Source organism: Paenibacillus sp. FSL R5-0912 (genome assembly GCF_000758605.1).
Taxonomy (GTDB): domain Bacteria; phylum Bacillota; class Bacilli; order Paenibacillales; family Paenibacillaceae; genus Paenibacillus_AQ.
This window is the reverse complement of the sequence record NZ_CP009282.1, coordinates 4008730-4034512: the sequence shown is the minus strand read 5'-3', so window position 1 is coordinate 4034512 and position 25783 is coordinate 4008730. Positions and strand designations below refer to the sequence as shown.

Sequence of the window (25783 nt, the reverse complement as noted above, 5' to 3'; positions counted from 1 at the left end):
CCCTTTCATTCCCCTGTTTGTTGAGATCATCCACGCTGTAGATCTTGTGCAACACTACGCTTCTATCCGTCCGGGAATCCCCCCCTTCACTCGGACTCTGCCGCCCTCAGCCTTTAATCGCTCCGGTCATTACCCCATCTACGAAATACTTCTGGAGCTTCGGATAGATCAATAGAATCGGAACGGTTGTAAACATCACGCTCGCTGCTTTTAAGGATTCAGGCACAATGAAGGAGCCTATACTTCCTTCTCCCCCCTGCTGGCTATCCAGCTGCTGATTGGCCGAAATGATCTGGTACAGCTTGAGCTGCATAGGGTACAGCTCCTTCTTCGTAATATAGAACAAGGCATCCTGGAAGCCATTCCACCGGTCCACCGCATAGAAAAGGCTTAATGTGGCAATGGAAGGCAGCGAGAGCGGAAGTACAATCCGGATGAGAATGCCCAGATCCGAACACCCGTCAATGGACGCTGATTCCTCCAGACTCTCAGGAAGCGAGGTGAAGAACGTTTTCAGGATGATCAGGTTGAAGACACTCATGGCGCCCGGCAGAATCAGACTCCATACCGTGTTCATCATACCGAGGTTTTTAACCAGAATATAGGAAGGAATCAGTCCGCCGCTGAAATACATCGTGAAGACGAGGGCTGACAGAATGAAATTTCTTCCCCACAGCCGCTTCTTCGTTAACGGATACGCCGCGCAAATGGTCAGGAACATGCACACGACGGTGAAGAAAATAGTAAGCACAATACTATATCCCAGCGTGTACAGCATATCCATATCGCTCAGAATGGTTTTGTACGTTTCAATGGTGAAATCTACCGGCCACAGCCCTACCTTCTGGGCTACAATTGCTTCGTTAGAGCTTAGCGAAAGCGCAATCATATATAAGAAAGGAACAATACATGTGAAGGACAAGGCCACAATGAATACTATAATCGCAACATCGGTTACACTCATTTTTTTGCCTGGACGCACGTTCTTCATCAGCTTCACCATATTCCATCCTCACCTAATTTCTTCGCGATATAGTTGGCGCCTATGAGCAGGGTCAGACCGACCACGGATTGGAACAAGCCTACCGCTGTAGCCTGGGAGAAGTCTCCCGAGCTGATGCCCACTCTATACACGAAGGTACTGATTACATCGGAGTACTCGCTGACCAGTGAATTCCCCATCACGAAGGGGCGGTCGAACCCGATGGACACCATCCGCCCAATCTGCAGGATCAGCAGAATATTGATGGTCGGCTTAATGCCGGGCAGGGTAATATGCCACATTTTGCGAAGCCTGCTGCACCCGTCCATATCGGAGGCCTCATACAATTCCTTATTGATTCCGGTGATCGCCGCCAGATATATGATGGTCCCCCAGCCGATATTCTGCCAGACTCCCACGAAGATGTAGGTGATCAGCCACGGAATTTTCTGCGACAGGAACTCAATCTTCTCTAGTCCGAGGGCAGCGATGAAATGATTGACCATCCCGCTGTTCGAGAACATCAGGTATACAATTCCCCCAATGATCACCCAGGACATAAAGTGCGGCAGATATAAGACGGTCTGGGTTAACTTCTTGAATCTGGCCTGCCTTACTTCATTGAGCAGAATGGCCAGCAATATGGGCGCCGGGAATCCCGCGATCAAATCCAGAACATTCAGAACCAGCGTATTCTTCAGTGCACGATAGAAGCTGTCCTGCTGGAAAATAAACCGGAACACATCGAGTCCAACCCACTCACTCCCCCTTATTCCTGCGAAGATGTTGTAATCCTGGAATGCCATAATCAAGCCATAGATGGGAGCATATTTAAAAATGGCAATGTACGACAGAGGCACCAGCAAAAGGACATAGAGGATGGCATCTCTTTTTATTCTGAACCAAAAAGTATTTCTCTTATTTATTCCGACACGATTCCGCTGATTGTATAAAACCGCTTTCATTTCTCTCATCCCTCCGGCTGTATTAAGGAGCTCTCATGTCCTTCATTATAGCTTCCGGGGCAAATAAGAAAATGTAATCCCTTAAATGAATTTGGTAATAACTTAAAAGGCTAAAGTAATATAAAAAAGAACAGCATCCTCCGGTTACGGAAGACGCTGTTCTTGCTGTACAATGAATTCTCCGTCAAAATCTGATGTCAAATCTGCTTCAACGACTTGACGAGGTTTGCCAAGAACGCTGAACCATTCCATAAATTCTGTGGAGCCCCAGTGCGGTGAGCAGTCGCTGGCAAAGGCTGCGGTTCTGCCTTTGCCGTAAGTGCCAACGGTAAGAATGGCATCACCGTTAGGGCTCAGCAGCTCCTCGGCATCGGGCTTGGCCGCCAGCTTGTTGTATCCCAGCAGCTTCGGCCACTCGCCGTAGCCTGCAAGCGGATGTTCTTTGGCGATTGCAGGAGAGAACCCTGACGGCATCTCAACCCGGTCATCGCCGTTCTGCATAATAACCGGCAGCACCTCGGCCAGTACCGTATTCGTGTAGTTCGCTTTACCTTCGATACCCATAAAGGTCAGGTAGCCTCCGACCATCAGCAGACCGCCGCCTTCTTCGACATACTGCTTGATGTGATCCAGAGCGTTGGGGATAATCTGCATCTGGTAGAAGGTAGGGTTCTGCAGCAGGAATGTGTTCGCTCCTACATCACTGATGACAATGGCTTCATAGGCTTTAAGCTCTTCAAGCGACTGGGGAAACCGGACCTGGACTTCATGGGCGGGCATATAGGTTACTTCAATTCCCTCTTTGCGCAGACAGGACAGCAGGTAAGTGGCCCCTTCCTCATACTTGGTGGATGTAAAGCTGTCATACTATTCTCCACTCATTTCACTATCTAAGAACCTCTTACACTCTCATTCAAACAACTGCTTATGCTTATTGAAAAACTGATAAAAGAATTGGACATTGTCCAGCTCAAACCATTCTGCTGTATGAAGCGGCCTTGCATCGAGATTGTATATTTTTGCCTGTAGTGTGCCTAGAACATAGGGTGAATGAGTAGCAATAATGAATTGGCTGTCCAAATAACGCGCCAGCTCATTGATTTGTTCCGCTATTTTTATCTGATTGGCTGGAGATAGTGATGTTTCCGGCTCGTCCAGTAAGTACAAATGCCCAGGCAGCAGATGTTCCTCGAAAAATTGCATGGATGTTTCGCCATTCGAATATTTCTCTTGCGAGAACTGAATGTCGTCCAGCTTCTTCTTAAATGCATACGTTGCTTCATATTCTGCTGCCTGTTCTTTGCTCATCCCTTTATTCATCTGCTCATATAACAGTCCCTCACGCAGTACGGAAGCTTGTTGGATCTTCTTGATCTCATATAAAATATCCTCTGATTTCAGATACCGGCTTCCTTCTGGAAGCCGCCTGATTGCACGCTCTTGCTCATCCTGCCCGAGCTGATAGCTGCTCCTCTCTATAAACCGCTGAGCATAAATACTATGCCCATAGCTGGTCATTCTTTCGGCTCCCGGAATCCCCAGCTTGCCCGAAATTACATTAAGTAACGTGGATTTACCGCTGCCGTTATTGCCATAGAGCACCGTGATCCGGTCAAACAGCAGCACCTCTCCAGCGATATGTTTAAATACATGGTCAGGGTAGATGTTGGGATTACGCTCGATTTCATCAGACAGCTTAAAGCTCCGCAAATAAATCATGGCTGTGCTCCTTCTTCTGTAGCTCCGCCATCGGCTACCGGTGAATCTGGCTTCAGCCGGAAGTCATCACGGGCAGCATCTATGAATAGCGGCTCGGCAAATCGTGAGCCGGAATCGTTGCCTGAGCCGCGCTGGTAAGCGGCAAAGCTGGTGTAAGGTTTCTTTTTCCAGAGCCAGAACGCCTCATCCGCACCAGCCTCAGCGTAATAAAGATTACCATCCACCGTGGTATTCCGGTTGCTCGTGTATTCGTTGCTGATAAAGACGCTGGAATCCCCAGCTACAATAATGTTCTTACTAATCGTATTGCCGCTTAAGTTCGCTTGCAGATACAATTGTCCATTGCCGTCGCCTAAGAGGTCATTCTTGTACAGCGTATTGGATACAACCGTACTATCGCTGGTACCGCCGCGCTCCCCGTCATAACCGCCCATTGCAATGCCGGTCAGGCGATTGCGGTAGATCAGGTTGTCTTGTACCGTGATGCCGCTGGTTAGCCGTCCCTTATGCTCGGAAGCAAGCTCAATCCCTATGTCATTGTCGTATACGCGATTCTCCGCGACAAGGATTGACCTGCCCCCGTCGATGTATATTCCGCCCGCTGCATTGCTGCCGTTCGGCACAGAAGCGCCGTATGACGGATTACTATTGGATGAAATCCCGTAGACTACATTGCCCCGAACCGTTCCGTTCCTTGCCTGATCTACCGCCATATCTCCGGCCGTGCCTTCAAAGCCGATCAGGTCAATCCCGATGTTGTCATTGTCATGAATGATATTGTTCGTAATCGCAAAAGCATCCACATTGCCATTCACAGCCAGCGCTTCACTGGAACCGAGGACCAAATCATACACTTCATTGCCGTCAATGGTCAGGCCAACCAGGGCTGTGTCTGCTTCAGTACCGTACACCGCTATACCGTGAGCATCTCTGCCGGAAAGCTCGTCCCCCTCAGGGTTGGCGGTATTGGCGATGGAATGAATGCGGTTATTCAGTAACGAGATGAACTTCCCTGAGCCGTGAATATAGATACCTGCAGGCACCTCACCTCTGGTTGACGTCTTATAATTGCGAATTTCCAGTTCCCTAATAGTTACATAGCCCGCCTGACCGATCTCGATAAGGCCTTCCAGCCCGTTAACCGGCAGGCCTTCCCCGTCAAGGACTGCTGTCTCATTAGGATATCCGGCGAACACGATAGATCCCGCTGCCGCTGAGCCTCCTCTTGAGATGCGCAGCTTCTGATGATACACGCCTCCGCGAATATAGACGTAACTACCCGGATCGGCATGATCGGCAGCATATTGTAGCGTCTTCCAGGGCGAATCTATCGTTCCCGGGTTAGTGTTATCTCCAGCTATAGATATGTAATAGGTATTTGCGGCATCCTCCGGATTTGTGTTTACAGTTGGAGGAGCTGGTGTAATTCGCTGATTTGAAGAGATTGGGGAGGTTATATCCGGCTGCGTCGGATTCTGGCTGCCGGAACATCCCCATGTCATAAGCAAACAAAGAAAAATGGCGGATCGCCGGAAGTTACTGAGCATATTTGCCGTCCTCTCAACTATACTTCTATATAATTGCGGTAATTCATTCCATTGATTATCATAGTTGATAACCCTGATCAAGACAAACCAAGAGAGTCGTGTTCTATGTAAAAGAGCTATATAGCAAAAAAAAAGACCCGGATAGGATCTGTGTGCGGTATTTCAGGTCAGTCTGTCGCTGTACCGGAGGCACCATACTCTTCGATTTGCAGCTTAACCTCAAGGTGTACCGGAAGCCCGGTGAACGTCTGATCCCAATGCGCCTTCACTTTCCGCCAAGCCTCAGGATGCTGAATTCTCAGGGTTTTACCGAATCCGCCGATGTCGGCATGCAGCTCATGCTGCATTTTGGCAACCACGGTCCCTACAAGCTCCCTTACTTCCTTCTCCAGCTCCATATCATCCTGTCTCATAAAAGCTGCATCCAAGCGCTCCCCGGCCGTTGAGAAGGTTTCGGCGTATCTGCCTTTCGATTCAATCTTTACATTAAACGAAATTTGACCATCCTCCACAACGGCCTCGATTTTGCTGCTCATCGCTTTCACCTCATAGGTGATCAGCCTGCCGGTATCATCCTTGTGGGTTTTGAGCACACCGCCTTTACCCTTACCAGTCAGCCAGACAACACCCTCCAGTTCCTTCTCGCTCAAAAAACCGCTGAGCTTGCCCGACTCACCGTCAATGATTCCGGCTCCGGCAAACTTCATTTCATTCTCCGCAGCAATGACATTCTGCAGCAGAAAGCTCTTCTTGCCGCGCAAAGGGCCAACAATCTTGGTAATAGTTACCGGGTCCCAGATGCGCAGGCTCCGGTCACGGTTGCCGAAGATGCCTTCGAGCACAAAGGCGGGTGTCTGGCCGGGCAGCACATTGTTCAGTACATCCTTGGCCTTTCCCTTGCTGACCAGAACCAGCACGCTCGGGCGGATATCATTATCCCGGCTGAAGAAATCAATCAGCTCCGACAGCTTCGTGGAACGGGCCAGCTTCTCGCCAATGACAATCACCTTCAGGTGGTGTCCGATCGGCTCGCGGTTAGTGCGCAGCGAGAGCTCACGGATGGCCTCGAAGATAGAATCGCCGGTCTCGGTCATATTGTAGAAATTTCTTGAAGCAGCCCCTTCTTTTTTGGAGCCTACTGCGCCTTGCGGCACAATAAATTGATAGGTCGCCGATATCCGGTCACGTTTAGAATAGTCTCCACATTTACCATCGAACTTCTTTTCAATAACGGTCTCATCTGCCACATCCAGCGCTACCGCCACTTCCATATTCAAATTCTCAATCGGTGTACTGCTCCAGCAGGCCGTTAACAGCACAATTTGAGCGATGGACACAATCAGCAGAATGCAGTGCTTCATGAACCGGCTCTCCGGAAATAAGCAATGAGCAGCAGTGGCAGCGGGATCAGTCCGAAGAGCACGACTGCCCAATTGCCAAGTCCTGTACTAAAGCGCTTCATCAACTGGAGCGGTACCCGGATAATAAAGTCGCGAAGATCACTCATCCGGTTAGGCGTGATTATGCTCAGATAAGGCACGCCGAAGCTCTTCAGCTTAATCAAATGACTGGCCAGCAGGAGGAAGAACAGCACTACACCATACAGCCCGAAGGTAGCAGCGAAGAACATCGCGAAGAAGCGGAGAAACCGCAGGGTGATCCCTGCACTGTACATCGGTACCGAGAAGGAAGAGATCGCTGTAACGGCAACGACAATAACCAGAATAGGACTGACAATCCCAGCCTCGACCGCCGCTTGGCCGATAATCAGACCGCCGACGATACCCATGGCCGGGCCAATCGGCTTAGGCAGACGCAGGCCCGCCTCACGCAGGATTTCGATCGAAATCTCCATAATAAGCGCTTCGATTAAGGTCGGGAACGGAACCCCTTGGCGTGAGCTCATGATCGAAATCGCAAGCTTGGTTGGAACCAGACAGGGATGGAAGGAGAGGAAGGAAATATAGAGCGCCGGAGCAAACAGTGATACGGAGGCGGCGAAGAAGCGCAGCATCCGCAGCAAGGAGCCGGAGAACCAGCGGTCATAATAATCCTCGGGAGATTGCAGCAGCATCCCGAACGTCACCGGCATGATTAACGCAAACGGTGTGCCGTCAAGCAAAATGGCATCCCTCCCCTCCAGCAGTGCAGCCATCACCCGGTCCGGCCGTTCCGTATTCTGAACCTGCTGGAAAGGGCTGAGATAATTGTCCTCAACCAGCTGTTCGATATATCCGGATTCCTGCACATCATCGATATTAATCGTATGAATTCTTCGGGTGATTTCGGCAATCAGTTCATCACTAGCAATCCCTTTAATGTAGGTTAGTATCAGCTCTTTCTCGACTCTTTCCCCGACCGTGAAAGAAATCATCGCAAGATTGGTGTTCTGTCCGTGCCTGCGAAGCATGGCCGTATTGTCGCTCAGCGCTTCCGTGAAGCCGATTCGCGGGCCGCGCAGCAGCGCTTCCGAGATCGGTTCCTCCACACTTCTTGTATTCCCTTTAGACGTTCCCAGGATGAAGACCTCGTTCATTCCTTCGATCAGCAGCACCGCAGAGCCGAATAACACCTTTTTGAGCGACATATCCAGCTGATTGGTGAATTCAATTTCCGAGACCAGCATCACCTGATGGACAATAATTTCTTTCAGGCGCGCCGGATCAGGCGGAGTGTCCATCCCTTCAAATGGCCGTGCTGCGTTCATCAGCGGCCTTAGGATATTGCGGTCCATCCCATCCTTGTCGGTGAGGCCGTCCAGAAAGAATAGCGCTGCCTTCAATTGCAGGATGCCTACACGCAGCTCCCGTACATTTACATCCGACATATCCGCGCTGATCTCCCTAAAGGTCTGTAAATCCTGCTGAAATTGTCCGGTATAGGTTAACGTTGGCTGCTGATTTTTCTGCGAAGTAGTTGAAGGAACAATCTTATTATTTTTCACAGCATCACTGGTTTGCTCCGCTTCACCGGTATCCTCGGAGCTTGGCACGCCTCCGCCCTTCTGCCCTTCAGCCCGTCTTCCCCGGGTACTGGCCTTGCCTTCCTTAGCGCGAAGCCACAGCATGAATCTTGTCAAAATGACCGGAGCAATAAAAATAATAAGTGCCTGCATACACACACTCCAGCCGGGAATGTAACCCGTTATGTTCTTCCACAACACAAACACCCCCTCTGATCGTAACCCTTATTTTGGCCGATGCTGGATAATTCATGCACATATGCTAATTAAGACGAATTCAACCGTTTTTCTGAATCTATTTCACATCAAAAAAGCGAGTCACGGAGGACTCGCTTGTCAGGAATGGTGCTTATTATTTGCTGGTAAACATGCTGTAGACCGTTTCCTTATCATCCTGCACATAAACCACGTTGATTGTACTCACTTTCCAGTCCTGAAACGTTAAATAAACATATTCTGAGCCGGAAATTGTGATTATGAGGCCTGAGGATTTTTGGTACAGTTCATCACCGGGATCGAGATAGCTGTATTCAAATCTTTTTTTAAGATACTCTGCGTATTCCTTCCCGGTTAATTCACTCATAAACTTATCTTCCAAGGAATAACGGTAGGCAGCAACATATCCGGGTCCTTTACTAAAGATAAAAATAAGCTGCTTTCCGTCTTGCGTAGCAAAAGCACTCCGTAGTACGTTCGAGTAACTTTCTGATGCGAATGAGACGGTATCGAAGGATCTGAGAAGAGACTTACCCTTCATATCATAAACATACACTCCGCCCGTGGTTTCAAATATTACCTTATCTCTATCTGCATAAATAAGGTGCGGAGGCTCAGAGCCAATAAAGAAATCATCAATTTTCTGTAAGTCAATCTCTGGAATAATAACTTCATTTTGATTTGCGGCAGCCTGGGTTGAAGCGGCTTTGTCCCGATCATAATAATGCAAGAAAAAGAAACGAACATTTCTGTTTTTGATAATATCATGCTTCAAATCGACATATTGGAGCACATTTTCGTCCTTAATATATTTGGACACATTCATGTCTTGCTTCATATCAAAAGAATAATAATATTCCTTCAGAAATTCCTTACCAATCTCCTCGTATTTATCCATAGTTTTGGAGGAAGACAGCTCCATAGCGTAGGCACTCGGATTAATTTCCACGCTAAAAACAAGAAATAGTATGGTTAATACAAGAGAAATCTTTTTCATTCTCATTTTATACCCTCTATTCATTTTTTAGCGCGCTATTAACCAGATTATTCCATAATATTCCATATAATCAATATATGGGTTATATGGTAATGAAAAGTTTTTTGTCTTTCCATTCTCATGCTTATCCATTACGATATGCTATTTTAACTTTTTTTTAAGAAAACTCCGGATAAGGCTTACACTGAGCTCTAAATCCTCTTCGAGCGGGAAATGCCCTGTATCTAACAAATGAACCTCCACATCTTTTAAATCCTTTTGAAAGGCTAAGGCTCCCTCCGGTCCAAAGAAAAAGTCATTCTTCCCCCATGCAACCAGCACCGGCGGCTGGAAATCCCTGAAGTATTCCTGCCAGACCGGATATTGTTTCAAATTATTCTGATAATCGTAAGAGAGGGCCAGTTGAATGTCTTGATTCCCCGGACGATCCAGGGCAATTTGGTCCATATTCCAGTTATCAGGGCTTATGGCCTCAGGATTACGGGTTCCATTCACATACTGATATTTCGTCAGTTCCGGTGTCAGCAGATTAAGCATACCTTCAAGACTGGCCGGATTCCCGGGATCATTCCAAAAGGCACGCATCGGTGCCCAGGACTCTCCGATTCCTTCTTCATAAGCATTTCCGTTCTGTGAAATAATGGCTTGAACGCGTTCCGGATGCATACGGGCCAAACGGAAGCCTACCGGAGCACCGTAATCATGAACATAAAGGATATATTGGTTCAGGTTCAATTGTTCAACGAATGCATTGATCAGCACGGCAAGATTGTCGAAGGTATACGTGAATTCTGAAGTTGACGGCTGATCGCTGTTCCCGAAACCGGGATAATCCGGAGCAACGATATGGTATTCGCCTTCGAGTTCACGAATAAGGTTTCTGTACATATGCGATGACGAAGGAAATCCATGCAGCAGAAGAAGTGTAGGCTTCTCTCTGCTCCCTGCCTCGCGGTAAAAAATATTCAAACCATTAACTTGTTCATAATTGTATTGTATAGTCATTGAACTTACCTCCCCGTCTGTTACCGGTTAACAGAATGTCTGCTCCGATACTCAATAGTATACATACAGGTCTGTATAGTTACAAGTTATTTTTTTAGATTTATCATTTGCGTACGAACCGTGGGCCATTTATAATAGATAGACTGATCTGTATACTTTTTAAATACTGTGAACCGGAGGGAATCCTGTGGCTAATAAAAGTAAAAAAGAACATATCCTAACTGTCGCCTCCGATTTATTTAATAAACAGGGAATCCGGGCTACCGGTGTAGACCAGGTTGTCTCTGAATCGAACATAGCCAAAATGACGCTCTACAATCATTTCCGCTCCAAGGATGAGCTTGTCCTTGCTTATCTCATGAAGTACGATGACGAATGGAGAAAACGGTTCGAAGACTCAGTCAATAAGAGCGCAAAAACACCCAGGGACAAATTATTGGCTGTATTCGATATGCTCGGAGAATGGTTCGAAGAACCGGAATTTAATGGCTGCGTGTACATTAAGACGGCAGCGGAATTTATGGATCACTCCCATCCTTACTATGAAGCGGCCCGTAATTACAAAGCTTTTATGAAAAAATACATCGATTCTGTTCTTAGTGAATGTCCGTCTGTGAATCGCGAAGCTTTATCCAGCGGTCTGTCTCTGTTAGTGGAAGGCGCGATTACTGCAGCCATGCTGCAGACTGATCCTAAGCCTGCGGAGCATGCTCGGGAAACCGCCAGGGTGATCATTGATTATTATCTGCAAAGCAAATAATGAGTAAGCCGGTCCCAAAAGGGACCGGCTTCATTTAACTTTTTAAGTTAATCCCGTTTGTTCTCTACAGATTTCATACGGTTCTGATCGTCAGGCACACGGTCAACACTAAATTCCTGGCCGGCTTCTGCCTCGCCATGGGCGCTGACACTCCGGGCAAAATTGGTGAACTGCTTTTTGTGCTCATCTTGCTCGTGCTTTAGACGAAGAAGCTCCTGCGGATCCTGATTTATCATTGTCTTAACCTCCCGGGGAATTCGAAATGCCGCGATTTACGATCATCTTTTATCAACTTTTCCATTGATTACAATGCCCTTATTCGTATGATTTATTCGTATTTCATCCTGCTCTCAATAGTCCTCCAGCTGTCCGAAAGGCCAGCTGCTTACCTCGCATTGACCATATGTATCATCACCAGCAGCCATCACCGTGCTATCTGTCTTAAGGCCAACACTATGAGCGCAGCCTGCCGCAACCGCCACGATATCGTGCCAGCCGCTTACCTCGCATTGATAATGCTTATTCCAGCCCACAGCGGCCACCGTACCGTCCGATCTGAGTCCGAGGGTATGTGAATTCCCTGTATGGGCATTAGCTGCAGCAATTGCCACGATATCCTGCCAGCCGTTTACGTCACATTGACCATATCTATTGTCGCCCACAGCCATTACCGCCCCATCGGGCCTAAGCAGGACAGTGTGACGGTAACCAGCTGCTATGGAAGACACATTTTCCACCACATTCATGAATCTGGCTCCTTCATTGAAGATTTCGGTATTATTGCGGCTCCCTCTAGATTATCTATCCTTGGCTGCCTTATCAAGCGCTGATCCCAGATCCTACTGTGCTAAACTCATCAAATCCGGCTGCAATTTGTTCCGCAGCGTATACAGCATGATGGCTCCGACCAGGAACGCCACGACATCGGAAATGACCAGGGACCAGACTACCCCGTGGAAACCGATCATCCGGTTAGCGATGTAGAGCACAGGAATCAGAGTAATTCCTTGAATAACTGACATAATGAAGGCGGCGGTCCCTTGTGCGGTTGCCTGGAAGATCCCCGTGAATAGCGTCGTCATACCTGTAATGAACAAAGACAAGAAGGTCACATGCAGGATGTAGCTGCCCATTTCAATCAATTGCGGGTCATTCGTGAATAGACCAATTAAGTGGTCAGAGATCAGGTAGACAATAACACCGAACAAGATAGCTAACGCCAGAATTGTTTTAATGGTGAATTGAATGGTATGCTTCATGCGCAATCGGTTGGCTGTAAAAGAGAATGCAATAAGCGGGACGACTCCCTCACTTAAGCCCATCAGAATTAATTCGGGGAATTGCAGCAAACGTGAGGATATCCCGAAGCCCGCAATAGCCTGCTCCCCATACTCAACCAGAAAACGGTTAAAGATAAGCGACATGGCACCCATGAAGAGACTCATCACAAAGACGGGAACTCCGATTTTGAATACATTGCCCAGAATGACCTTGGTAGCCTTGAATTGTTTCATGGAGATCGTTAAGAATGGACTCTTAAATCCTATATGATAGGCGTAGTAAGCACTCGCAACCATGTTAGAAATGACCGTGGCTGACGCAACGCCGATTATATCCCAGTGGAAGACGAAGATGACCAGCGCATCGAGAATAATATTCACGGCCACACTAAGCAGCATACCGATCATAGATGTAATTGCAGCTCCCTCCGAGCGTACAACACTCTCCAGCGTGAAGAACAATAGTACGAAGGGTGAGCCTATAAGCATAATGGTGACGTAGTCCTTGGTAAATCCGAAGGAGTCAGGCGTTGCCCCCAGGCCGTGAACGATGGAATTGATGAGCGGGATTCCCGCGGCCATAGCGATAAGACCGAGAACCAGACTGCTGTAAAAGGCGAATGCAGAAACATGCTTTACATCAGCCGTATTCTTCTCTCCCAGCAAACGGGATATGAAGGCACTGCTTCCGACACCAATCAGGTTGCCCAGCGCCATAATGACTGCGAATAACGGTAAGGTTAAGGCAAGTGCGGTTAACATGGCAGTGTTATTTAACGTTCCAATGAAAAATGCATTCAAGATGGAATAGATGACACTCATTGAAGTTCCAAGCATCATTGGTATTGCGAAGTGCGCTACGGCTTTTGCGACAGGTGCTTGTTCAAAGTAATGGAGGTTTTCTGTATCCATGCGGTTCACCACTTTCTTCATGTATGTTAGTCTCTATATTAGTTAGAGTTCTAACTATTGATTGAATACGAACTTCTCGCCGCAGCAAACAAACCCGTAACAAATGACCATGCGGGTTTCGTGAGCGGGTGATGACTAATCGTCAGTTCCCAGACCCTATTTGATAAAATCTTTATTGCGCTGCCTTTGCCTTCAGCTCTATGGGAAAGACAGCGCCGCTGCTGCTGTTTAATAGAAAATGCTCTTACTTGTCATCCGAATCATTGGAGTTGTCCTTCGAGCCGTCTCTTCCATCTCTGGAAGGCCAGCCGAACCCGTTCATGCCGCCGCCTTGACCTTCCCGGCCAAATCCGGGGAATCTTCCGCTAAAGCGTCCGTCATCCATGTTTCCCCACATTCTGCTCATTTGTCCGCGCATGGCCATCAGCTTGTCGAATTCCTCTGATCCTATGCGCTCCTTAGCGGCCTGCATCCACATAGCCATTACGTCACGATCTGCATCTGTTCCAAGCTCTTCCTCTAAGGCTGAAATGACGCGGACCAGGTATTCCCCGAAAGCTGCCTGTTCTTCTGGAGACAGGACTGAAAATATGCTGCCGCCCTCAACCTCTTGCCCTTCTTCCTCCCGCCCTTTCGGCGTCAGGTAGATCAGCATAATGCGTTTATCAGTCTCGGAAGGCTGACGGGTAATATATCCGGCCTTCTCCAGTTTGGCAAGCAATTCATTGAGCGAGGATACACGGATGTCCAGCATATAGGATAAATCCTTGGTGCTGATTCCGTCCTTCATCCGGAGAAACGCCATGATCCTCCCTTGTCCCCGTGACGTATCTGCCATAGGGCCAACAGCGGCGTGGTTCTTCAGATGCTGTCTCTGCAACAGCCATTGCAGCTTCGCAAGCTTGTCGTATAATTCTGTATTCATACTCGTGTTGAAACCTCCTTCAATTGTTTTAATGGTACCTGTTAATTGATGTGCAGGTACCTGTTGTTAATAATATAACGGTACCTGTTGGATTTGTCAAAGGTATTTTACAGGTACCGTTAATATATTTCCTCCTCATCGAATACAGAGTTAACAATAATCTGGAACAAGCCCGTTATACTAAATGTACAACAATCCATGTACAAAAGGAGTTATGGCCCGATGACACCCTCACCATCCGTCTTTTTGACAATTCTACATACCAGCGATATTCACGGTCACCTGTACCCGACGGATTACCGCGGACCCGGCGATAAGCCGCTTAGTCTTGCCAAATTGTCGACCTTAATTGCGAGAGAACGGGAACTGGACCCTGCATTGATTCTGCTGGATAACGGAGACTTTATTCAAGGTACGCCACTAATGTATCATTACACCAAATTAGTCCGCCGCGGCAAGCATCCGGCAGCACGGGCACTCCGCGCGCTTGGCTACGATGCTGTTGTGCCCGGTAATCACGAGTTCAATTACGGTCTGGAGCTGCTTGATCAAGTAATCTCGGATTCCGGTTGCCCTTGGCTTTCTGCGAATATCGTGAGCCACGATGAAGGGCTGCCTGCCTATGGGCTGCCCTATCGTATCTTCACTCTCCCCCAAGGGATACGTATTGCGGTGCTTGGGGTCACAACGCATTATATCCCTAACTGGGAGAATCCGGCTAACATCGCCGGACTGGAATTCAAGGACGCCCTTGAGACTGCCCGGAGCTGGATTAATCATATCCGTAAAAACGAACAGCCCGACGCGCTTGTGGTCTCCTACCATGGCGGATTCGAGTGTGATCCGCTGACTGGAAATCCGACAGAGCCGTTGACCGGGGAGAATCAAGGTTATGCGATGTGCGGGCAGCTGACAGGTATGGATGTGCTGCTGACCGGTCATCAGCACCGGCTGCTGGCCGGAGAACTTAACGGTGTCGCCTTCGCCCAGCCGGGAAGCACCGGACAGGCAATGAGCAAGACTGTGCTGGAGTTCGTACCGGGAACAGAGAACGGCTGGACTCTGCAAAGCAAAACTACACAGCTGTTGAGGGTTGACGAGACGGTAAAAGCCGACGAGAAACTGCTTGCTCTATTCTCGGAGGATGAGGATGCAACGCAGAAGTGGCTTGATCAACCAATTGGTAAGACCAAGGGCGATCTGTCCATATCCGATCCGTTCTCTGCCCGGATGGCTGACCACCCGTTCACAGAGTTCATTAACCGGGTTCAGATGGCGGTGACTGGCGCCGGGATTTCCTGTGCGGTGATTTTCACCAATGAAGCCAGAGGTTTCAGTGAGAACATTACCATGCGTGACGTCGTATCCAATTACATCTATCCCAATACGCTCAAGGTCCTTCGTCTTAGCGGCCGGGATATCCGCGAGGCACTGGAGCAGAACGCCTGCTACTTCGAGCTCGATCCGGCACAGGGAGGCCTGCGGGTATCACGTGAATATCTGGAACCTAAGCCGCAGCACTTTAACTACGATATGTGGGAAGGCATTGAATACCTGCTGGATATCTCTAAACCTCCAGGGCAACGGGTTGTCAGGCTTGAACGGGACGGGAGGCCTCTGGATCCGGATAGCAGCTTCGATGTAGTGATGAACAGCTACCGCGCCGGAGGCGGCGGCAACTTTGACATGCTGAAAGGAAAACCTGTCTTACGGGAGATACCTACTGACATGACAGAAATTCTTACTGAATATATCCGGGAACATGGTGTGATCGCTTCCGTATGTAACGATAACTGGAAGGTTATCTATTGATATTGAAATGTTGAAATTGCCTTTCTGGTAGAATACAAAGAGCAGCAATTCTCCAGTGACGGGAGTGCTGCTCTTTTGACATTTCGCGGTTTTGAAAATGAGAAGGATTTGTCTCTACTCGCAGAAAAACCACTTTTGAGACAGCCCCTTCTTATCGGAGAACTGTTACCTTGATCGTATCACTGGAAGTCACACCTGCTGCGTTAATCAGCTCCGCTTTGTATTCATACACACCGGCAGCGCGTCCGCTGATTGCACTCACTGCGCTTTGCGCTGAGGGTGTATTGGCGTTCAGCGGCTGCGAGTCGATAAGCTGCCCGTTCTCATACAATCGATACTCAGTGGCGTTGGTCCCCCACCACAGGTTCATAGATACCTTATAGGTGCCGTCCCCATCCCAGTTATCTTCAGACAGTACCGGCTTGCCTGGAACGGAGTCACTGATGGTGACCGTAAGCGGCTTGCTCTTGGTTGTGCCATATTTGTTCGTCAGCTCCGCAGTGTACACATAAGTGCCGTTCACTTTGCCGTGAAGCTCTGTACCTGCCGTCTGGGCGGCCGGTGATACATCCTTCAGCGTTATGGAATCAATCAGTGTACCGTTCTCATAGAGCTTGTAGCTCGTGCCGTTATTGCCCCACCACATATTCATGGTTACCGTATAGTTGCCATCACTTAGTCCATAAGCATAACGGCTGTTGGAAGACAGCACCGCCTGTCCCGGCTCACCCGTTGCCAGCACCTCGCCGCCCGCAACCTGGAACGTGTAGCTCTTCTCAGCCATATTGCCGGCCGCGTCCTTCACGGTGTATTTCACGGTGTGGGACCCGGCGCCTACATCTGCGGCGCTCAGGGGTTGGTCTTCCGTAATCGGCTTTCCATCTAATAAAAGCTGCTGCGAAGCAATTCCTGAGAGTATATCGTCAGCAGTTAAATCAAAGTTGAGCTGCGACGTTTCTTCTACATCTCTCACCTCATGGCCGGATTCCTTCAGTTCGGCTACCGGTGGAGCCGTATCAATATTGAGGCTGAGTGTCTTGGCCTCTTCCGGCTTGCCCTTTCCCGGCACTGCATGGTAAGTCAGCGTATGTCGTCCGTCTTCCTCGATGTTCACAGGTGTGCTGTATACAGCTTCCTTACTGCGGTTCAGCGAGTAATAGACATCTGCTGTATCTGAGTCTGCCTTCAGGGTAACCTTTACCGCCTGATTTATCCAGCCGGATTCATTAGGTTCAGCTGAGAGCGTTGCCGTTGTTACTGGAGCCGCCTCTTCTTCTACAACGGTGAAGTCACCGAGGCTTCTTGGCTTGAGCTGATAGATGCCTTTGAAGATTGCAGAAACACCTGTAATATTAAGCTTCTGGCCTTCTGTATAAGGGAAGCCGTCCTTGGTGATGCCTGTCCGGGCATCCACGCGCACATGATTGCTTGTCCCGTCATCGTTGACGGCGTCGAATTCAAAGGAACCGCTTGGCGTAGCGCTGATTATATTCGTCACCGTCACACCGTTCACTTGAAGCAGCTGGCCCTGGTTGGCATCATTCACCTTGCCGGCCGTAACCGGCTGCGGCAGTACCGCCGTACCGGTCTTCGCAATCTGCACGACTTCGGATAACTCAAGCTCTGTATTGTATAACGCGGTGGACGCGGTCACCTTGACCTTATCACCCGCGTGGAAGCCGCTCTGATTCTGAAAGACATATACCCCCCCAGTCTCATCCTGCAAATAGAAAGACTGTCCGCCGAAGATTCCCGGCTCCGTCGTCACGGTTCCCTCCACTGTTACCAATGACCCGGCTGTCTTAGCCCGGGAGTCGCTGATGGAGATTGTGGCCGGAATCGGATCTTCTTCGGCTGGAAGCGGCTCTGCAGGAACATTGCCCAGCATCACCGATTCGGTCTTAAGGTTTGTGCTGTTCTGGCGCAGGCGCAGATTGGAAGCAGCTGTGGAGCCCGGTTTGATCTGTACCGTCAGATCCTTGTAGGCATGACCGTTCAGATCAGCGGTCAGATTAAATGAGGTGCTGTATCCATAGCTGCCCGGCCAGGTTCCGTCGGTATTCTGAATCTTGGCAATCTGGGCGCCGCCGCTTACCTGGTAGATGCCTACCTGGAAGCCGGATACTGTTGTACCTGCAGGAAGATTAACTGCACTTACCCGAATCTGGAAATTCTGCGCATTCGGCAGCACTGCCTGATGCGTGAAGCTGTAAACCGCGCTTGCAGTAGCAGCTGGTCCGCCGTAGGAGCCTGCTCTGAAGGTGCTGCGGTCATACCATTTGTAGCCGGCATTCGGCTCTGCCCAAGGCTCCGGCTGTGGCTCGGCGGATAGTGCCGGCTCCTCGAACGGCAGCAGTGCCGTCGGCTGATCCAGTGTCAGGCCATTCACCTGGGTGAAATCTGAATAGCTCTCCTGCTCGGCGAGCCAGTTGACGGTGTTCACCAGCAGCGTAGCATCGTCCACTTCCTTGAAGCCGTCGTAAGTTGTTTTCTTGGCACCGGTATCCTCCCGCAGGTACTTTGGTGTCGCATCCTCTACAGGAGAAGAATCACCGATGAAGGCGGCCTTGCCGGCTCCTTTTTTCGCTACCGCCACATAAGGGCCTTCTGCTACACCGCCGCCGTTATAGACCCCCTGGTCTACGGCATTGGCCCAGGCTGCACTGGTTGGAGGCAGGTAGACAATCCCTTTCGCGCGGGCCGGGTCCAGGATAGCCAGCGTGGAGCCGGCATGCATGGCTACCGCCGATACGCCCGTTGTAATGCCGAAGGCCTGAGCGGGAGCCACGATATTGGTCGCGCTAATGTCGCCAAGCGCATTGTACCGGAAGCGGACACCGAACTCTTCCGCCAGCCAGTCGGTGCTGACCACGCCCTGCATAGCAGCCGAAGCGGTCTCTTCGGCATTCATGCCTTTGGCCGGATTGTCCCACGCTCCGCGGCGGTAGCCGTTGAATACTTCAGAGCCGTCCCACCGGTTCTTGTTGCGGTCGGCGTTATAATGGTCGCCGATGAAGAAAATGCTGCCGCCGTTCTCCACATACTCTGCCATCGCATGCTGCTCGCTTGCTTTGTAGGGCACATTGGATTCGGCGACAATGTAGACATCATAACCGGAAAGATCATTCAAGGTTACCGGAGTCGTCTTGCGGAGTTCTTTTACATCATAACCTTCCTGGGCAAGGGCGTTCCCAAAGTCTGAAAAAGCGCCGTCAATCACCCAATCGGCCGCTCCCGCAGTCTGCTCATGGGTGTTGTCGAACAGAATCTTCTGGCCTGCATGCCCATTGACTACTTTGGCCTCAATGTACGGTGCAGGATCGTTTGGTCCTTCTGCGTATACCGTCGAACCGGTCCCGAACGCGAACAGCTGAAGTGGTACGGCTACCGCCACTGCAAGAGTGCAGTTCATCAGCCTCTTTTTCCAAACTGAATGCTTCTCCTTCATACCCTTCCTCCTTAAGTCATAGTCCGGCGAGCAATTACCATAAATGTCCACCTGCTTGCCGTCTACTATGCTATAGCAAAAGAATTAGAAAAAAGATAGATTTATGTAAACTGTTGTAAAATATACTTTTGGCCTATAAAAGAGATCAGTTGTGCCAACCAGTCTGAGAATGGACGCCTCTCGCATATTCATATCGAAGCGATAAATCGTAACCGAGAGGAAGATGGACATCAGCTACGGAAGGATTCCGAAACGAACTTTCTCAAATGTCGTATATCCTCTTTGCAGTAGGTCCGGCGATTAAGAGTGAACGGTAATAAGTTGCCTGTGTATCCGTAGGTTCAGTAGGCTTGTTGTCATTCCAGTCCTTCGGATTCTCAGAATCATTGGAGAGTCCGGCGCGCGTTGCGGTCAGAATAAATTGTGCAGAAACCAGCCGCAGTGAACTCAAAAAGCAGAACAGCGATTCTCCCGTCACCGGAGGTTCACAGCTCTGCTTGCTTTATACTTCATTCATTATCAGCGGTTCAGAATTGCATCCACCTCTTTAGCAAGGGTGTCCAGGCTTTCCTGTATCGGAAGGTTCTCCAGCCAGATATCGTTGATGCGTGTGCCCATCAGATCTTCGATTTCGTGATACGTACCGGTCATAGGACGCATTTTGCTGAATTCCAGCTCATCGGAAGCGACTTTGTAGCCAGGGAAGGCGGCAATGGTCTCTTTCATCAGCTCCGTGTCCAGGGAGGTTAGACGGGTCGGGAGATATCCCGTATTGGCAGAAGCATACGCCGCCTGCTCTGTATCCGACAGCCATTTCATGAATTCAAAAGCGGCCGCCTTCTCATTATCCGTTCCCGTATTCGCCAGATACGTATTCGATCCGCCGACCGGCACGCCCCGTTTGCCGTCTTCTCCGGTAGGGATCATGGATACGCCGAGATCTATTCCACTCTCCGCGGCCATACCGGCGAACGTTTTGTAGCCGCCGACACTGGAGAAAATCAGCGCTGTGCCCGGATTGGCAATGGAGGCATAGTAGGCATCCTTGTCTGTGACTCCGAGTACTTTGATGAGACCCTTGGATTCCAGATCCTCAATGAAGGTGATCAGCTTCACTGCGCCTTCGCTGTTGATGTTGGATTTCGTCTCATCCTCATTGACCACATGGGTATCCGAGTATGAATGCAGCAGCGCCTCCATCACCCAGAAGTCATAGTTGAACAGGTACATCGGCGGCTGGCCGGTAGCATCATATGCGGTCTGCAGATAGGCCTCCAGTTCGGCAAAGGTCGCCGGGCCGTTCGGATCCAGCCCTTCTTTAGCGGCAAGCGTCTTGTTTACATACATCACGGGAACACTCCGCATATGCGGAAAGGCATACAGATCCTCGCCCAGATACAGGTTGCCGAGGTCGCCGATTTTGAAATCCGAGGTATCGAACTTGTCCGTTTCCATGAACGGTTCGAGGTTGGTAATAATGTCACTGTCGGCAAATCCCTTAGTCATCGCCACTTCATCAATAAAAACATTCGGCAGCGTACCCGCTATGGCTGCAGCGTTGATCTTCTGCTGCATTTCCCAATAATCGCCCTGATATTCGGCATTCACATGAATATTCAGCTCGGCTCCCTTGGTCTCGTTGAACTGGTCCACCAGATTCTGGTTCACATCCTCCACGGCAGAAGTCCAGAAATTCAGCTCGAGGACGGAATCCCCTTTCTCATAGGCCGCTACACTGGATTCGGCTTCGGTGGTGGCACAGCCTGCAAGAACGGCAGTCAGTGCAACAGTGGCGAGCAGCGGAGTTACTCTTTTTCCCCATACCTTCATTATTCGTTTCTCCTCCATGAACTGCTGTATTTGGTATTCAACATGCAAGGCCGCAGGGTATTCCCGCTACTTCACTCCCATGTAGGTGAACGCTTTGATAATCTGCTTGCGTGCAATCAGGAAGACCAGCAGAATCGGCACAATCAGCATCATATTCCCGGCCATCACGATCTGCGGGCTGAGTCCCTCCACATCCTGGAGCTTCTGAATTCCAAGCGGCAAGGTCCGGACGGCATCGGTTGTGGTCCATACGAGCGGGAAAAAGTAACTGTTCCACGTCCCGATGAACGTCAGCAGCGCGAGTGTGGACAAGGTGGGCACAGCGGCAGGCATCATGATCGTATAGATGATTTTGAACTCACTGGCATTATCCAGACGGGCTGCCTCCAGCTGGGAATCCGGCACCTGCATGAAGGTCTGCCGCAGCATGAAGATGGCCGTACCGCTGGCAATGAAGGGCACGATGAGCGATACATACGTGTTCAGCAGTCCGGACTTCGCAAACATCACGAAGATCGGCAGGAAGATCAGCTGGCCCGGAATCATCATGGTGGCGAGCACGATGCCGAACAGCGCATTTTTACCCTTGAATTGATATCTTGCGAATGCATAGGCTGCCGGCACAACCACGACCAGCTGGCCGAGCATCGTCCCGAGTGTAATGATCAGGGAATTGCGGGTATAATGCAGAAAGTTAATCCTCGTAAAAGCATCCCGGAAATTCTGCCATTGCAGCGAATCCACCCAGAATTTCGGCGGCATCCGGAGCACCTCGCCCAGCGTCTTGAACGCGGTGAGGATCATCCAATAGAATGGCATCAGGAAGATCACGATCAGCAGAACGGATACAATGATCCGTAGTCCTCTGCCCGGCAGCCGGACCCAAACCTTCATTTCCTCACCCCCTTAGCGGTAATGAACCCGTTTATTCAGTGCTTTGAAGTAGAAAATCGTAATCAGCCCCACGATACCCATCAGCACGACCGCCATTGCGGAGGCGTAGCCGACCCGGTAATATTCGAAGCTCTGCTTATAAATGCTGAAGATCAGCGTGTTCGTGGCATTGGACGGACCGCCTTGTGTCATGATATTGATCGTCTCGAACACCTGGAAGGAGCCGATGATATTCATCAGGATCAGGAAGAACAAGGTCGGTGAAATCATCTTCAGTGTAATTTGAAAGAAAACGGAGCGCTTGGACGCATTATCCAGAGCCGCAGCCTCATAGAGATAACCCGGAATGGAGCCAAGGGCAGAGCAAATGATCAGTGCATTGAACCCGACAGATTTCCAGACCGAGACCAGCACCAGCGAGAACAGGGCCACATCCTTATCGGTCAGCCAGCCCACTGGCGCTGCTCCCAGCACAGACAGCAGATAATTGAACAGCCCCGTATCCGTGTTCATCAGCCACATCCAGATTAGCGATACGGATACCAGCGAGATGATATTGGGTGTGAAGCTCAGCGTCTGGATGAAGCGGTTCAGCGGCGTACTTTTCTGTAAAAAGAGCGCCAGCCCCATCGCCAGCACCATCACCAGCCCAACGTCCATCACCATGTACAGCAGCGTATTGAGCAGGGTATGGAGGAAATCCCGGCCGCTGAACAGCTCTGCATAGTTGCTAAGTCCGGCGAACTTCATCGGTCCGCGCATATTCCAGGTGAAGAAGCTTAAATAGATGTTGTAGAGAATCGGATAGAGATAAAATACGGTCAGGATGATCACTGCCGGAGCAACCAGCAGATAGGGAAGCAGCTTCACGGAGGGGCGGAGCAGCTTCACGGAGGGGCGGAGCCGCTTCATGCCGAACCACCAGTGCTTACGGCAGCGCTGATTCCGGACTGTGCAGCTTCCCGGACACGCTGCTCCTGCGCGTCGAAGAATGCCAGATGCTCCTTCTTCACGTAGAGTCTCACGGCTTCCAGCTCGCGTTCCGGACGATCGAAGCATTTCACCGAAATGATCAGCCCGTTCTCCAGCTGCACTTTGTAAATAATCTCTGACCCGAGCAGCTCCCGGCCGCTGAGCGTACCCGTCAGGCTAACGGTATTGTCCGGCTCCATTCCCGGCTCCAGGGTAAACTTCGCTTTCTCCGGACGGAAGCCGAGATACCGGGCCTGCTGCGGAGCCAGCTTACGGATCTCTTCCCCACAGTGGTCCAGTGCGAGAATATTCATCGGCGGGGTGCCGATGAAACGGCTGGAGAACAGGTTGGCCGGATTGTAATACAGGTTGTGCGGGTTATCCTCCTGCATGACCTTCCCGCCATCCATCAGCACGATCCGGGTGCCCATGCTCATCGCCTCCACTTGATCATGGGTCACATAGACAAAGGTCGCGCCAAGTTTCTTGTGCAGCTCGATCAGCTCCGCCCGCATCTGCTGCCTCAGCTTGGCATCCAGATTGGACAGCGGCTCGTCCATCAGGAACACGGCAGGCTTCTTCACCATAGCCCGCGCCAAAGCGACCCGCTGGCGTTCACCGCCGGAGAGAAACTCCGGCTTTTTATGCAAATGTCTGGTCAGTCCGACAGTCTCCGCAATTTCAGTAATCAGCCGCTTGCGTTCCTCCTTCGGTACTTTATTATTCTTCAGCCCGTATTCAATGTTCTTCTCGACCGTCATGGTCGGGTACAAGGCATAATTCTGAAACACCATGGCCAGATTCCGTCTGCCCGGCTCTACCTGGTTCATGCTTACCCCGCCGATGTGAATCGTGCCTTCCGTGGAATGCTCCAGTCCGGCAATCATCCTTAGCGTCGTAGACTTGCCGCACCCGGAAGGGCCGACCAGCACCGTGAAGCTGCCGCTCTCAATGCTCAGATTCAAATCCTCAATAATCAGCTTGTCGCCGTATTTCTTGGTTACCTTCTCCAGAACGATGCCGCTCATATTCTCCTCCTCCAGCCGGATTCTTAGGGCCGCTTCCATTCGTCTATCAGTTCTTCAGGCACTCTAGCGCAAGGTCCGGTTTATTGGTCATAATCCGCGTAACCCCCAGATTCCGCAAGCGGATCATCTCCGCCTCATCGTCCACCGTCCAGGGATTGACCTCGAACCGGCTGCGGTTCGCCAGCTCCATGAAGGCTTCATCTACGCCGGGGTAATACGGATGCAGCACATCCGCCCGGCAATTCGCCGCATATGCCTCCAGCCGGTAGAAGCTCTCCATGAACGCAATCGCCGTCTTGAGCTCCGGGTAGTCACGCTTCAGCCGGGCTACCGCTGTATGATTGATCGAAGAGATCAATGTATTCTCTGTATAGCCATAGCGGCGTACCAGCTCCGCTGTCCGCAGATTCACTTCACCGTAAGGCCGAGAATAATCCTTCGTCTCGATGTTGATGTACAACCCGTGCTTCATGGCGAACTCCATCACCTCTCCAAGCTCGGGCAGGCGGCTTCCGTCCGTTCCGTATTTCCCGGCAAAAGTATACGAGAAATCATACTGCCGCAGCTCCTCCAGCGTCAGCTCTCCGACCAGACCTGTCCCGTTCGAAGTCCGGTCAATGGAGAGATCGTGGATCACCACCAGCTTCCCGTCCCGGGTCAGCTGTACATCCAGTTCAATGCCGTGTGCCCCCATGTCAAGGGCCAGCCCGAAAGCAGCCATCGTATTCTCCGGCGCATAGGCGCTTGCTCCCCGGTGAGCCAGTATCTGTGTCTGCTTCATGCCCGTACCTCTCTAAGCGGATAGCAGACATCGGGACGGTCAGTGATGATCGCGTCTACACCGGCCTCCAGCACCATGCGGATATGGACCGGATCATTCACTGTCCAAGCATTGACCTGAACCCCCGCTGCGTGCGCTTCTTCTACCAGTTCGCGGTTAACCCCGATGTACAACGGATGCAGGGCATCGGCTCCGGTCATTTGCGCATATTTCCCACCCTCGTACAGCCCCGCGATGTAGAGCAGCGCTGTCCGCATCTCCGGACAAGACTCCTTGAGCCGCACCATAGAGGTATGATTGAAGGATGAGAAGATGACATTTGCACCGAGGCCATATTCCTCTACCAGCTTCGCCGCCTCATTACCGAGCCCGGAGTAGAGCTCCGACTTAGAGAGGATATCTTTCACTTCGATGTTCAGATATAGATCATGCTCCTTCACCAGTTCCAGCACTTCTCGTAGAGAAGGAATTTGAGCATCCGGGTATTGCTCCTCGAAGCCTGTATTGAAGCGGAAGGTCTTAAGCTCAGCCAGCGTGTAGGACATAATATCTCCTTTGCCGTTAGAGGTGCGGTCAATCGTATCATCATGAATCACCACGATCTCTCCGTCTTGGGTCAGGTGAATGTCGATTTCCAGACCGTCGGCATGCTGCTGCACCGCGAGCCTGAAGGCTTCCATCGTATTCTCCGGTGCATAGGCGCTTGCACCGCGGTGGGCGAGTATTTTACAATCCTGCATCGTTTCTC

The 25783-nt window shown here is 50.4% G+C and carries 21 protein-coding genes and 3 pseudogenes; 2 read left to right on the top strand and 22 right to left on the bottom strand.

Annotated features, from left to right (window positions below; all coding sequences use genetic code 11):
• Positions 1 to 106: 106 nt before the first annotated feature.
• The 9 genes from R50912_RS17085 to R50912_RS17045 form a co-directional block, all read right to left on the bottom strand.
• Positions 107 to 1003 carry a carbohydrate ABC transporter permease gene (locus R50912_RS17085; protein WP_081956541.1) on the bottom strand — a complete coding sequence of 299 codons (897 nt, stop codon included), beginning with the start codon at positions 1001 to 1003 and terminating at the stop codon, positions 107 to 109.
• Complete coding sequence (locus R50912_RS17080) at positions 997 to 1947, bottom strand: ABC transporter permease (protein WP_042236583.1); 951 nt, start codon at positions 1945 to 1947, stop codon at positions 997 to 999. The genes R50912_RS17085 and R50912_RS17080 overlap by 7 nt, the downstream gene beginning before the upstream one ends.
• Positions 1948 to 2091: 144 nt before the next feature.
• Positions 2092 to 2757 (bottom strand): glutamine amidotransferase, encoded by a 666-nt coding sequence (locus tag R50912_RS17075; RefSeq protein ID WP_269322115.1) that lies wholly within the window; start codon positions 2755 to 2757, stop codon positions 2092 to 2094.
• Positions 2758 to 2856: 99 nt separating this feature from the next.
• Entirely contained in the window at positions 2857 to 3666 is an 810-nt protein-coding gene (locus R50912_RS17070) for an AAA family ATPase (protein WP_042236581.1), read from the bottom strand.
• Positions 3663 to 4919 carry a right-handed parallel beta-helix repeat-containing protein gene (locus R50912_RS17065; protein ID WP_052416419.1) on the bottom strand — a complete coding sequence of 419 codons (1257 nt, stop codon included), beginning with the start codon at positions 4917 to 4919 and terminating at the stop codon, positions 3663 to 3665. The genes R50912_RS17070 and R50912_RS17065 overlap by 4 nt, the downstream gene beginning before the upstream one ends.
• Positions 4920 to 5380: 461 nt before the next feature.
• On the bottom strand, positions 5381 to 6574 hold the full coding sequence (locus tag R50912_RS17060; protein ID WP_042236580.1) for a Ger(x)C family spore germination protein: 1194 nt from the start codon (positions 6572 to 6574) through the stop codon (positions 5381 to 5383).
• A complete protein-coding gene (locus tag R50912_RS17055) occupies positions 6571 to 8373 on the bottom strand; it encodes a spore germination protein (RefSeq protein ID WP_081956540.1) in 1803 nt (600 codons plus the stop codon). Before R50912_RS17055 ends, R50912_RS17060 begins: the two co-directional genes overlap by 4 nt.
• A gap of 154 nt (positions 8374 to 8527) precedes the next feature.
• Positions 8528 to 9394 (bottom strand): hypothetical protein, encoded by an 867-nt coding sequence (locus tag R50912_RS17050; protein ID WP_042236577.1) that lies wholly within the window; start codon positions 9392 to 9394, stop codon positions 8528 to 8530.
• 135 nt (positions 9395 to 9529) lie between these two features.
• Complete coding sequence (locus tag R50912_RS17045) at positions 9530 to 10393, bottom strand: alpha/beta fold hydrolase (protein WP_042236575.1); 864 nt, start codon at positions 10391 to 10393, stop codon at positions 9530 to 9532.
• Positions 10394 to 10580: 187 nt separating this feature from the next.
• Here R50912_RS17045 and R50912_RS17040 point away from each other — a divergent pair, with 187 nt between their 5' ends.
• Positions 10581 to 11153: a TetR/AcrR family transcriptional regulator gene (locus R50912_RS17040; protein ID WP_042236573.1), complete on the top strand. Its 573-nt coding sequence runs from the start codon at positions 10581 to 10583 to the stop codon at positions 11151 to 11153.
• A gap of 47 nt (positions 11154 to 11200) precedes the next feature.
• Here R50912_RS17040 and R50912_RS17035 read toward each other — a convergent pair whose 3' ends face one another.
• The 4 genes and pseudogenes from R50912_RS17035 to R50912_RS17020 all read right to left on the bottom strand — a co-directional run bounded on the left by R50912_RS17035 (position 11201) and on the right by R50912_RS17020 (position 14270).
• Positions 11201 to 11389: a hypothetical protein gene (locus R50912_RS17035; protein WP_042236572.1), complete on the bottom strand. Its 189-nt coding sequence runs from the start codon at positions 11387 to 11389 to the stop codon at positions 11201 to 11203.
• Between the two features lie 114 nt (positions 11390 to 11503).
• Positions 11504 to 11872, bottom strand: a pseudogene (locus R50912_RS17030) (chromosome condensation regulator); the annotation flags it as partial.
• A 120-nt stretch (positions 11873 to 11992) separates the two neighbouring features.
• Entirely contained in the window at positions 11993 to 13345 is a 1353-nt protein-coding gene (locus R50912_RS17025) for an MATE family efflux transporter (RefSeq protein ID WP_042242564.1), read from the bottom strand.
• Positions 13346 to 13589: 244 nt separating this feature from the next.
• Positions 13590 to 14270, bottom strand: coding sequence for a MarR family winged helix-turn-helix transcriptional regulator (locus tag R50912_RS17020; RefSeq protein WP_052416413.1), 681 nt, complete (start codon positions 14268 to 14270; stop codon positions 13590 to 13592).
• Positions 14271 to 14492: 222 nt separating this feature from the next.
• Between R50912_RS17020 and R50912_RS17015 the strand changes: the two genes are divergently transcribed.
• Positions 14493 to 16082: a bifunctional metallophosphatase/5'-nucleotidase gene (locus tag R50912_RS17015; RefSeq protein WP_042236571.1), complete on the top strand. Its 1590-nt coding sequence runs from the start codon at positions 14493 to 14495 to the stop codon at positions 16080 to 16082.
• Between the two features lie 151 nt (positions 16083 to 16233).
• Here R50912_RS17015 and R50912_RS17010 read toward each other — a convergent pair whose 3' ends face one another.
• From R50912_RS17010 to R50912_RS16975, 9 genes and pseudogenes are all read right to left on the bottom strand, one after another.
• Positions 16234 to 19530 (bottom strand): chitinase N-terminal domain-containing protein, encoded by a 3297-nt coding sequence (locus R50912_RS17010; RefSeq protein ID WP_042236568.1) that lies wholly within the window; start codon positions 19528 to 19530, stop codon positions 16234 to 16236.
• A 153-nt stretch (positions 19531 to 19683) separates the two neighbouring features.
• A pseudogene (locus tag R50912_RS35925) lies at positions 19684 to 19809 on the bottom strand (phosphonate ABC transporter, permease protein PhnE); the annotation flags it as partial.
• Position 19810: 1 nt separating this feature from the next.
• Positions 19811 to 19957: pseudogene (locus R50912_RS17005) on the bottom strand (phosphonate ABC transporter substrate-binding protein); the annotation flags it as partial.
• A gap of 92 nt (positions 19958 to 20049) precedes the next feature.
• Entirely contained in the window at positions 20050 to 21360 is a 1311-nt protein-coding gene (locus R50912_RS17000; RefSeq protein ID WP_042236563.1) for an ABC transporter substrate-binding protein, read from the bottom strand.
• Between the two features lie 66 nt (positions 21361 to 21426).
• Positions 21427 to 22254 (bottom strand): carbohydrate ABC transporter permease, encoded by an 828-nt coding sequence (locus R50912_RS16995; protein ID WP_042236561.1) that lies wholly within the window; start codon positions 22252 to 22254, stop codon positions 21427 to 21429.
• A 12-nt stretch (positions 22255 to 22266) separates the two neighbouring features.
• Positions 22267 to 23166, bottom strand: a complete 900-nt coding sequence (locus R50912_RS16990; protein WP_042236559.1) for a carbohydrate ABC transporter permease — start codon at positions 23164 to 23166, stop codon at positions 22267 to 22269.
• Positions 23163 to 24254, bottom strand: a complete 1092-nt coding sequence (locus R50912_RS16985) for an ABC transporter ATP-binding protein (protein WP_042242559.1) — start codon at positions 24252 to 24254, stop codon at positions 23163 to 23165. The genes R50912_RS16990 and R50912_RS16985 overlap by 4 nt, the downstream gene beginning before the upstream one ends.
• Positions 24255 to 24300: 46 nt before the next feature.
• Positions 24301 to 25035 (bottom strand): glycerophosphodiester phosphodiesterase, encoded by a 735-nt coding sequence (locus tag R50912_RS16980; protein WP_042236558.1) that lies wholly within the window; start codon positions 25033 to 25035, stop codon positions 24301 to 24303.
• The gene (locus R50912_RS16975; RefSeq protein ID WP_042236557.1) at positions 25032 to 25775 is read right to left on the bottom strand and encodes a glycerophosphodiester phosphodiesterase; all 744 of its coding nucleotides are present in this window, start codon (positions 25773 to 25775) and stop codon (positions 25032 to 25034) included. Before R50912_RS16975 ends, R50912_RS16980 begins: the two co-directional genes overlap by 4 nt.
• Positions 25776 to 25783: the final 8 nt, after the last annotated feature.

Bases quoted from the DNA above. Each gene is read 5' to 3' on its own strand.
- R50912_RS17085 (WP_081956541.1), bottom strand. From the start codon at position 1,003: ATGGTGAAGCTGATGAAGAACGTGCGTCCAGGCAAAAAAATGAGTGTA.
- R50912_RS17080 (WP_042236583.1), bottom strand. From the start codon at position 1,947: ATGAAAGCGGTTTTATACAATCAGCGGAATCGTGTCGGAATAAATAAG.
- R50912_RS17070 (WP_042236581.1), bottom strand. From the start codon at position 3,666: ATGATTTATTTGCGGAGCTTTAAGCTGTCTGATGAAATCGAGCGTAAT.
- R50912_RS17060 (WP_042236580.1), bottom strand. From the start codon at position 6,574: ATGAAGCACTGCATTCTGCTGATTGTGTCCATCGCTCAAATTGTGCTG.
- R50912_RS17050 (WP_042236577.1), bottom strand. From the start codon at position 9,394: ATGAGAATGAAAAAGATTTCTCTTGTATTAACCATACTATTTCTTGTT.
- R50912_RS17045 (WP_042236575.1), bottom strand. From the start codon at position 10,393: ATGACTATACAATACAATTATGAACAAGTTAATGGTTTGAATATTTTT.
- R50912_RS17035 (WP_042236572.1), bottom strand. From the start codon at position 11,389: ATGATAAATCAGGATCCGCAGGAGCTTCTTCGTCTAAAGCACGAGCAA.
- R50912_RS17025 (WP_042242564.1), bottom strand. From the start codon at position 13,345: ATGGATACAGAAAACCTCCATTACTTTGAACAAGCACCTGTCGCAAAA.
- R50912_RS17020 (WP_052416413.1), bottom strand. From the start codon at position 14,270: ATGAATACAGAATTATACGACAAGCTTGCGAAGCTGCAATGGCTGTTG.
- R50912_RS17015 (WP_042236571.1), top strand. From the start codon at position 14,493: ATGACACCCTCACCATCCGTCTTTTTGACAATTCTACATACCAGCGAT.
- R50912_RS17010 (WP_042236568.1), bottom strand. From the start codon at position 19,530: ATGAAGGAGAAGCATTCAGTTTGGAAAAAGAGGCTGATGAACTGCACT.
- R50912_RS17000 (WP_042236563.1), bottom strand. From the start codon at position 21,360: ATGAAGGTATGGGGAAAAAGAGTAACTCCGCTGCTCGCCACTGTTGCA.
- R50912_RS16995 (WP_042236561.1), bottom strand. From the start codon at position 22,254: ATGAAGGTTTGGGTCCGGCTGCCGGGCAGAGGACTACGGATCATTGTA.
- R50912_RS16990 (WP_042236559.1), bottom strand. From the start codon at position 23,166: ATGAAGCGGCTCCGCCCCTCCGTGAAGCTGCTCCGCCCCTCCGTGAAG.
- R50912_RS16985 (WP_042242559.1), bottom strand. From the start codon at position 24,254: ATGAGCGGCATCGTTCTGGAGAAGGTAACCAAGAAATACGGCGACAAG.
- R50912_RS16980 (WP_042236558.1), bottom strand. From the start codon at position 25,035: ATGAAGCAGACACAGATACTGGCTCACCGGGGAGCAAGCGCCTATGCG.
- R50912_RS16975 (WP_042236557.1), bottom strand. From the start codon at position 25,775: ATGCAGGATTGTAAAATACTCGCCCACCGCGGTGCAAGCGCCTATGCA.